This window comes from Neisseria gonorrhoeae, from assembly GCF_003315235.1.
GTDB lineage: Bacteria > Pseudomonadota > Gammaproteobacteria > Burkholderiales > Neisseriaceae > Neisseria > Neisseria gonorrhoeae.
Genome location: NZ_QNRU01000045.1, coordinates 1 through 8,516, shown reverse-complemented (window position 1 = coordinate 8,516; position 8,516 = coordinate 1). Strand labels below are relative to the sequence as shown.

Sequence of the window (8,516 nt, the reverse complement as noted above, 5' to 3'; positions counted from 1 at the left end):
TCGGGTAAAATTAGGAGGTATTTGGAGCGAAAACAGCCGAAAACCTGTGTTTGGGTTTCGGATGTCGAAGGAAGGGCTTTTTTGCAAAGGCCTCAACCCAACTTACGCAACCATAAAAACTGAATGCCAATCTCTTAACCATGCTATTCAAATTTATTTGAACGATTTTTTTCTAACCAGCCAACCTTAACAATCACTATTAAAATGCGCACCGATGTTCTGTCTCCGCCTGTATGCGGCTTGGGCGACGGCGAGGCTGCATTCGAGTAGGTTGCGGTTTTCGTATTCGGACGCGGTGTGCGGTTCGGCTTGGTTTTGCTTCCAAAGCCGCAGTTGGTCGATGGCGCGGTGCAGGTCGGTATCGTTGCGGAGGATGCCGAGATGGCGTTGGTTGAACGTTTGCAGGACAGGGCGGCTGAATGTGTTTTGGAGGTCGTTTGAAAAGATGTCTGTTTCGGCGGAGGGGCTTTCAGACGGCCTTTGGAATGGTTCGATTTGGAACGCTTGTCCGTCCGCGATGCCTTGGGCGGCAAGCCTGGCGGTAACGACGCATTCGAGCAGGGAGTTGCTGGCGAGGCGGTTGGCTCCGTGCAGTCCGGTACAGGCGGTTTCGCCTAAGGCGTAGAGCTGCGGCAGGGAGGTTCTGCCGCTGGGGTCGGTTTGGATGCCGCCGCAGGTGTAGTGTTGCACGGGGCGGACGGGGATGGCTTGGCGCGTGATGTCCAAGCCGCATTGGGACAGGCAGTGCCGATGGATGGACGGGAAATGCCGACGGACGAACGCTGCGGGTTGGCGGCTGATGTCGAGCGAGACGAAGTCTTGCGTTTGTTTGGCGGTTTCGGCGGCGATGGCGCGGGCAACGATGTCGCGCGGCGCGAGTTCGGCGCGGCGGTCGTAATGCGGCATAAACCGTTCGCCCGATTGATTGGTCAGGATGCCGCCTTCGCCGCGCACGGCTTCGGAAATCAGGAAGGTGCGGCCGTTTTCAGACGGCCTTGCCAAGCCTGTGGGGTGGAATTGGATAAATTCGAGGTTTTCGATTGCGCAACCCGCGCGTATCGCCATGGCGATGGCGTCGCCCGTGCATTCGGGCGGCGTGGTGGTGGCGGCGTAAATTTGCCCGAGGCCGCCGCCTGCGAGTACGGTATGGCGGGCACGGATGCGGTAGGTTTCTTGCGTTCGGCAGTCGAGGACGGTCAGTCCGCACGCTGCGCCTGATTCGGTTTGAACGTCCAACGCCATCTGCCGCTCGTAAACGCGGATGTTCGGTCGGCGGCGTATTTGGATAATCAGGCTCTGCATGACGGCTTCGCCCGTGTAGTCGGCGACGTGGGCGATTCGGCGGCAGGTATGCCCGCCTTCGCGCGTCAGGTGCAGGTCGTTATGATTCCGGTCGAACGCCACGCCCTGCGCCAGCAGCCATTCGATTGCCGGTTTGCCCTGCGACAGGATGGTGCGGACGGCGGCTTCGTCGCACAAACCTGCGCCCGCTTCCAAAGTATCGGCGACGTGTTTTCCGATGTCGTCCTCTCCCGACCACGCCGCCGCAATCCCGCCTTGCGCATGACGGCTGGCGGTGTCGTCCAGCCGGTTTTTGCACAAAATGACGATGCGGAACGATTCAGGCAGCGACAGGGCGAGCGTCAGTGCCGCCAGCCCGTTTCCGGCAATCAATACGTCGCAATCGGTTTGCATGGTGTTGTCCTTGTTTGAGAGGTCGTCTGAAACGGCGATATGGACGGCAAATCAGGCGGGCCCCATGCCGTTGAACACATCCCCGCGTTTGAGTCCTGCCGCGAAGTCGAGCATACGCTGCAAAGGCAGTTTGGCGGCTTCGCCCAGCTTTCTGTCCAACAGGATTTCGTTGCGTCCGCCTGTCAGGGTGTGTTTGATGCCGCCCAGCGAATTCATCGCCATCCACGGGCAGAACGCGCAGCTTTTACAGCTTCCGCCGTTGCCCGCCGTCGGCGCGGCGATAAATTCTTTGTCGGGCGCCTGCTTTTGCATTTCGTGCAGGATGCCCAAATCGGTTGCCACGATGAATTTTTTTTCAGGGCGCGATACGGCGGCTTTGAGTAGTTTGCTGGTCGAGCCGACCACGTCGCCCAGTTCGATGACGCTTTGCGGCGATTCGGGATGAACCAGCACCACAGCATCGGGATGCTCTGCCTTCAACGCCGCCAGTTCCTGCCCTTTGAATTCGTTATGGACGATGCACGAACCCTGCCACAACAGCATATCCGCGCCCGTTTCGCGGCGGATGTAGTCGCCGAGATGGCGGTCGGGCCCCCAAATCAGTTTCTCGCCGCGCGATTTCAGATACGACACGATTTCCAACGCCACCGAAGACGTTACCACCCAGTCGGCACGCGCTTTCACGGCTGCGGAAGTATTGGCGTACACCGCCACCGTGCGGTCGGGGTGTTGGTCGCAAAACGCTGAAAACGCTTCTTCGGGACAACCCAAATCCAAAGAACATTCCGCTTCCAAATCAGGCATCAGCACCGTTTTTTCAGGGCAGAGGATTTTCGCGCTCTCGCCCATGAAACGCACGCCCGCCACCACCAGCGTACCGGCTTCGTGTTCCGCGCCGAAGCGCGCCATTTCCAGCGAATCGCCCACGCATCCGCCCGTCTCCAAAGCCAAATCCTGAATCAGCGGATCGACGTAATAATGCGCCACCAAGACCGCGTTTTTCCGCTTCAGCAAGGCCTTGATTTCGTCTTTCAGACGACCTGCCGTCTCGTGGTCGGGCGTGTCGGCAACCTTCGCCCACGCCTGACGGATTTGGCAGGCGGAAGTCGGCGTTTGGATGAGGGGCATATCGTAATCGAACGAGCGGCGGGCGGCGGTTTGCATGATGTTTCCTTGTAGCTGGTTTTCAGACGGCATGAAGGTTTGCCGTCTGTTTTTCAAACTGTTTTTACATTATGCTCAACTTGAGTATAATATGCAAGGTCGTCTGAAAACAGGTTTGCGATACCGCAAAACCGACCCGCTTCGTTCCGACAAACCGCTTTGGTTTACAATAAAGCCTTTCCCACCCGCAGAAAGCCGAGCATGGACGCCTACCCCGAAGCCGAAGCTCCGCTGCAAAGCATCGTCGAGCTGGTTCCCGTATTGATTGCCGTTACCGACGGCGGCCTGCGGGTGTTGACCGTCGCCCAAGGCACGCTCCTGCCCAACGGCCCGCTTTCCCCCCTGCGCAATTCCCTGCAGGCGGGCGTAAAGCTGTGGGTCGCCAAGCAGACTTCGCAGCCTATGGGCTATGTGGAACAGCTTTACACCTTTGTCGATACCCACCGCCGCAACGAACACGGCATGCCCGTGCTGTACGTCAGCTATTTGGGGCTGGTGCGCGAGGCAGCCGATAGCATCCTGCATCCCGACGCGAAATGGCAGGACTGCTACGGCTATTTCCCATGGGAAGACTTGCGCACCGACGGCGGGCAGCGCGACGCCGTCGTCAGCCGCCTGCGCATTTGGGCAAACTCGGCGGACACGGAGGAAGTCCGCCAAAAGCGGCTCAAGCATATTCATTTGTGTTGGGGGGTCGAACCGGAAAACTGGTCGGAAGAATACGTTTTGCAACGCTATGAAATGTTGTATGAAAGCGGTCTGATAGCGGAGGCCGCCGAGCCGCAGGCAAACTTCGACTTCGCGCTCACGGGGCAGACCATGCGCCACGACCACCGCCGCGTGTTGGCGACCGCCCTGTCCCGCCTGCGCGCCAAAATCAAATACCGTCCCGTGATTTTCGAACTGATGCCGCCCGAATTCACGCTGCTGCAACTGCAAAACAGCGTCGAAGCCATCAGCGGCAGATTGCTGCACAAGCAAAACTTCCGCCGCCAGATTCAGCAGCAAAACCTCATCGAGCCGTCGGATACAGGCGTATCGGGCAGCAAAGGCCGTCCCGCGCAGCTTTGCCGCTTCCGCGACGACGTCCTGCCCGACAGGCTGATTTCGGACATCGGACTGCCGCTGGGCAGCCGTTAGCCCGTTTTCAGACGGCATCAAATGAAGTTTTGCCCCATCGGTGCAACATCAATCTTTTTTAACAAAGGAAACCCCATGCCGTCTGAAAACCCCCTCTTTGCCCTGCCCGACACCTTGTTGCGCCCTATGGTGGAACAAGCCTTGAGCGAAGACTTGGGCAGGCGCGGCGACATTACGTCCGCCGCCGTCATCGCGCCCGACAAAACCGCCAAACTTTTCCTCGTCAGCCGCGAAGACGGTGTTATCGCCGGTATGGACTTGGCGCGCCTCGCCTTTCAGACGATGGATCCGTGCGTCCGCTTCCAAGCCGAAATCCAAGACGGGCAAGCCGTCCGCGCAGGTCAGACACTGGCTGCCGTCGAAGGCAACGCCCGCGCGCTGCTCGCCGCCGAACGCACCGCGCTCAACTACCTCACGCACTTAAGCGGCATCGCCACCGCCACCGCTCGTGCCGTTGCCGAGGTCGCCGAATACGGTACAGACATCGTGTGCAGCCGCAAAACCATCCCCCTGCTGCGCGTCCTGCAAAAATACGCCGTCAGGGCGGGCGGCGGCGCGAACCACCGCATGGGTTTGGACGACGCCGTGCTCATCAAAGACAACCACCTCGCCTATTGCGGCAGCATCGCCCAAGCCGTTCGGCAGGCAAAACAGGCGGTCGGACCATTGACCTGCGTGGAAATCGAAGTGGACACATTGGCACAACTGGACGAAGCCATCGCAGCGGGCGCGGAACGGATTTTGCTGGACAACATGGACGACGAAACCCTGAAAGAAGCGGCAAACCGCTGCCACACACAAACCGCCCACCCCCACACCGTCTATTGCGAAGCATCGGGCGGCATCGGCTTCGACCGCCTGAAGCGCGTGGCGCAAACCGGCGTGGACGGCATCGCCCTCGGCTATCTGACCCACAGCAGCCGATCGTTGGACATAGGTTTGGATTTCGTGGCGTGAGTTTCAGGGTGCGGGCGGCTGTCTGATATGTCAGGCAAGGAACCGCTTAACCGTAATCCGGTTATTGCCTCAGGGAGGGAATGCCGTCTGAAATATTCTTCAGACGGCATTTTTCGTGAAGGTCGTGATGCTTTAGAAAAAACAGCATTTCAGGCAGGCGCGATTTAGGCATTTCGGCATTGGAACCATTTGATGAACGGTAGCCGAAAGATACGGCAGTAACGGAGCGGTCAGCCGGAACACCTATCCAATGTATCCATATCTGCCCATATCGCCACTGCGTCTTTCACTACCGCCGGCAACGCTAAAGCCATATCGGTATGTATCTGGTTTTCCTTGTCGAGGATGCGGTGCATCGTTAGGAAGGCACGACCGATGCGGTCTTGCCCGTATCGTCGGCGGCGATGATGAAATGCCGAACCGGATGTTGGCGTTGGACAGCCTGTCGCGCAGAACGGCCTTGATTCACGGAAAATATCCATAATGGTTTTCTTAAAAAATACGGATGATTCCGTTCGGCAACAGGGTGAGGCAGGGTAGGGGCGGCAGTTTTATGCCGTCTGAAAGCCTGTCTTTACGCTTGTTTGCAAAAATAGTGGGAAAAGGAACATACAATCCTGTACAATGAGAAATAAACAATTGATTTATAATACAATTTATAAAGATAATCAAAATCATCCATATCTGCCGCCCGTCAATCCGCTTGGCGGGCGGAAAAGGTTTTAGGAATACCGATGAACACAATACCGCTCCACACCATACTCAAACTTATGGCGCATCCCGAACGTATGGCGATACTGATCCAACTGTTGGACAGCGAACGCAATATCGTCGAACTGGCAAAATCCTTATCCCTGTCGGCCACCGCGGTTTCCTGTCATTTGAACCGCCTGAGGGCGGGCGGTCTGGTGGACTTTACGCGTTACCACCGCATTATCGAATACCGCCTGGTTTCCGAAGACGCGGCAACGATTCTGCGGACAATCCGCGATTTGGAAAACAAACGCGCGGCATAGTGTTAGAATCCTTTCCTTTTGCCGTCTGAACGTTTCAGACGGCATTTTTCGAAAATGTTATGAAAATCACCACTTGGAACGTCAATTCGCTCAATGTACGTCTGCCGCAGGTTCAGAACCTGCTTGCCGACAATCCGCCCGATATTTTGGTTTTGCAGGAACTCAAACTCGATCAGGACAAATTTCCGGCCGCCGCCTTGCAGATGATGGGCTGGCACTGTGTTTGGAGCGGGCAGAAAACCTACAACGGTGTGGCGATCATCAGCCGCAGCGTGCCGCAGGACGTGCATTTCGGTTTGCCTTCCCTGCCGGATGACCCGCAACGCCGCGTGATTGCGGCGACCGTAGGCGGCGTGCGCGTCATCAATGTCTATTGCGTCAACGGCGAGGCTTTGGACAGCCCCAAATTCAAATATAAGGAACAGTGGTTTGCCGCACTGACGGAGTTTGTCCGCGACGAAATGACCCGCCACGGCAAACTGGTACTGCTGGGCGATTTCAATATTGCGCCTGCCGATGCGGACTGTTACGACCCTGAAAAATGGTATGAAAAAATCCACTGTTCGTCCGTCGAACGGCAGTGGTTTCAAAACCTGCTGGATTTGGGATTGACCGACAGCCTGCGCCAAGTCCATCCCGAAGGCGCGTTCTATACCTGGTTCGACTATCGCGGCGCGATGTTCCAACGCAAACTGGGCCTGCGTATCGACCATATATTGGTTACATCCGAAATGGCGGCCGTTTTGAAGGATGTCCGCATCGATTTGGAGACGCGCGCGCTGGAGCGTCCGAGCGACCACGCGCCCGTGGCGGCAGAATTTGATTTGTAATTCGGGAAAGGCAAATGCCGTCTGAAACTTCGCAGGGTTTCAGACGGCATTTTGATTGAATATCTGTTTAAACGATGAGGTTACAGGGGTATCGCGGTATGGCGGTAACGTCTGCAAGGTTGGGCCCACTTGCACGCCACCGGCTGCAATCTGCGGTTTCCCGGCAAACGGCGAGACGTTATCCATAGCATTACAGTCGGGGTACGGCTGTGCTTGCGAATACGGAAATGCCGTCTGAAAAACATTCAGACGGCATTGGCGTTGCAGGGCGCGTTACATGTGCCGTGCGGCGTTGACGGCGCGTTGGTCGGGGTTGATGAGGATTTCGACGCGGCGGTTTTGCGCGCGGCCTTCAACCGTAGCGTTGGACGCGACCGGCATATGCGAACCGTAGCCGTAAACCGTCAGGCGCGAAGCCGCCACGCCGCGCGTCTGCAGATAGTAGGCAACCGCTTGGGCGCGGTGTTGCGAAAGCGGATTGTTGACTGCATCGGAACCTGTGTTGTCGGTGTGCCCGTTGATGGTCAGCGTCGTGTCGGGATACTGCACCAGCGTCTGTGCGGCAGTGTTCAGGGCGTATTGCGCACTGCCGCCCAACGCCGCGCTGCCGGTGGCGAAGGTAACGCTTTCGGGCATCACCAGCCTGATTTGGTTGCCTTGGCGTTGGATTTCGATTTGCGTGCCGGCAAGGTTTTGGCGCAAACGCTGCTCTTGGTAGTCCATATAGCCGCCCACGCCTGCGCCGATTGCGCCGCAGGCAAGCGCGGAATTGCGTGCGCCTTTGCCGCTGTGGGTCAGTGCGCCGACGATGCCGCACACTGCCGCGCCACCCAAACCGTACATGGCGGATTTGTTTGGGGACTGCTGTCCGGTTACGGGGTCGGCAACGCAGCCGGAAAGCGCGAGTGCGGATGCGGTCAGCACGACGGTAAAGGGTTTGAAGAAAGTCATGGCGTTTCCTTCCGTGCATATGTCAAACCGTACAACTATAAGCAATCATGCCGTCTGAAAAAGTGCAATTAACCTGAAATTACCCGATTTTTCCCGAAACAACGCGGGTTTATCGTGATTTGCGCCGAAACCGCAGCCACATCCGCAAAAAAACGTACCTTCACATCGTAGCCGACCGAGCCTGCACCCGGTATCGGCAATACTGCCGAAACGGGCAGGGAGAAATGGTGTCCGATTTTATGGCAGCCCCACGCGCCGACGATGCCGCCGAGCAGCCATATTTTCGGTTTGTCGACGTGTACGTGCGGCAGGCGCGGATGGTGGGTTTAGGAATATAGTGGATTAACAAAAATCAGGACAAGGCGGCGAAGCCGCAGACAGTACAGATAGTACGGAACCGATTCACTTGGTGCTTCAGCACCTTAGAGAATCGTTCTCTTTGAGCTAAGGCGGGCCAACGCCGTACTGGTTTTTGTTAATCCACTATAGTACGGCACGCGCGGGATTTCGATGCCCAAGTCGGCTGCCGTGCCGGGCCATGTGCGTCGAACGGATTGCACCGCCCGGCAGAAGCGTCATCCCCGTGTTGTGCATACCTATGATGAAACAGAGCAGAAACAGTGCGAGCGAAGGGAAAACCGCCCCGCTGCCGCCGATGTCCCATTGCAGCGCGGGAATGGCGGGTTTTAGGATTACGGTGTATCGGGACGGTTCGGGTATTCTTGACAGGATGGGTTCTCAAGATGTTGCGTAGTGTCGGGCT

8 protein-coding genes and 3 pseudogenes are annotated in these 8,516 nt (G+C 57.3%); 5 read left to right on the top strand and 6 right to left on the bottom strand.

Annotation, left to right across the window (positions count from 1 at the left end):
- Positions 1-190, top strand: a pseudogene (locus DFR77_RS13880) (hypothetical protein); the annotation flags it as partial.
- On the opposite strand, the gene nadB reads toward DFR77_RS13880, so the two are convergent.
- Positions 187-1,695, bottom strand: coding sequence for an L-aspartate oxidase (gene nadB, locus DFR77_RS11835; RefSeq protein WP_003689488.1), 1,509 nt, complete (start codon positions 1,693-1,695; stop codon positions 187-189). The pseudogene DFR77_RS13880 and the gene nadB overlap by 4 nt on opposite strands.
- A gap of 51 nt (positions 1,696-1,746) precedes the next feature.
- Complete coding sequence (gene nadA / locus DFR77_RS11830) at positions 1,747-2,859, bottom strand: quinolinate synthase NadA (RefSeq protein WP_113852144.1); 1,113 nt, start codon at positions 2,857-2,859, stop codon at positions 1,747-1,749.
- A gap of 201 nt (positions 2,860-3,060) precedes the next feature.
- Here nadA and DFR77_RS11820 point away from each other — a divergent pair, with 201 nt between their 5' ends.
- Together DFR77_RS11820 and nadC are read left to right on the top strand one after the other, a co-directional pair.
- A complete protein-coding gene (locus tag DFR77_RS11820) occupies positions 3,061-3,999 on the top strand; it encodes an NUDIX hydrolase (RefSeq protein ID WP_003697447.1) in 939 nt (312 codons plus the stop codon).
- A 75-nt stretch (positions 4,000-4,074) separates the two neighbouring features.
- A complete protein-coding gene (nadC, locus tag DFR77_RS11815) occupies positions 4,075-4,956 on the top strand; it encodes a carboxylating nicotinate-nucleotide diphosphorylase (RefSeq protein WP_003689485.1) in 882 nt (293 codons plus the stop codon).
- A 230-nt stretch (positions 4,957-5,186) separates the two neighbouring features.
- On the opposite strand, the gene DFR77_RS11810 is transcribed toward nadC, so the two are convergent.
- Positions 5,187-5,438 (bottom strand): hypothetical protein, encoded by a 252-nt coding sequence (locus DFR77_RS11810; protein WP_003689481.1) that lies wholly within the window; start codon positions 5,436-5,438, stop codon positions 5,187-5,189.
- A gap of 252 nt (positions 5,439-5,690) precedes the next feature.
- Here DFR77_RS11810 and DFR77_RS11800 point away from each other — a divergent pair, with 252 nt between their 5' ends.
- Positions 5,691-5,972: an ArsR/SmtB family transcription factor gene (locus tag DFR77_RS11800; RefSeq protein ID WP_003697444.1), complete on the top strand. Its 282-nt coding sequence runs from the start codon at positions 5,691-5,693 to the stop codon at positions 5,970-5,972.
- A gap of 59 nt (positions 5,973-6,031) precedes the next feature.
- On the top strand, positions 6,032-6,802 hold the full coding sequence (gene xth / locus DFR77_RS11795; RefSeq protein ID WP_003689477.1) for an exodeoxyribonuclease III: 771 nt from the start codon (positions 6,032-6,034) through the stop codon (positions 6,800-6,802).
- A 273-nt stretch (positions 6,803-7,075) separates the two neighbouring features.
- On the opposite strand, the gene DFR77_RS11785 is transcribed toward xth, so the two are convergent.
- From DFR77_RS11785 to DFR77_RS14260, 3 genes and pseudogenes are all read right to left on the bottom strand, one after another.
- On the bottom strand, positions 7,076-7,753 hold the full coding sequence (locus DFR77_RS11785; protein ID WP_003705684.1) for a YiaD family glycine zipper/OmpA-like lipoprotein: 678 nt from the start codon (positions 7,751-7,753) through the stop codon (positions 7,076-7,078).
- A gap of 68 nt (positions 7,754-7,821) precedes the next feature.
- Positions 7,822-8,088 (bottom strand): annotated as a pseudogene (locus tag DFR77_RS14265) (YoaK family protein); the annotation flags it as partial.
- A 153-nt stretch (positions 8,089-8,241) separates the two neighbouring features.
- Positions 8,242-8,419, bottom strand: a pseudogene (locus tag DFR77_RS14260) (DUF1275 family protein); the annotation flags it as partial.
- Between the last annotated feature and the right edge of the window lie 97 nt (positions 8,420-8,516).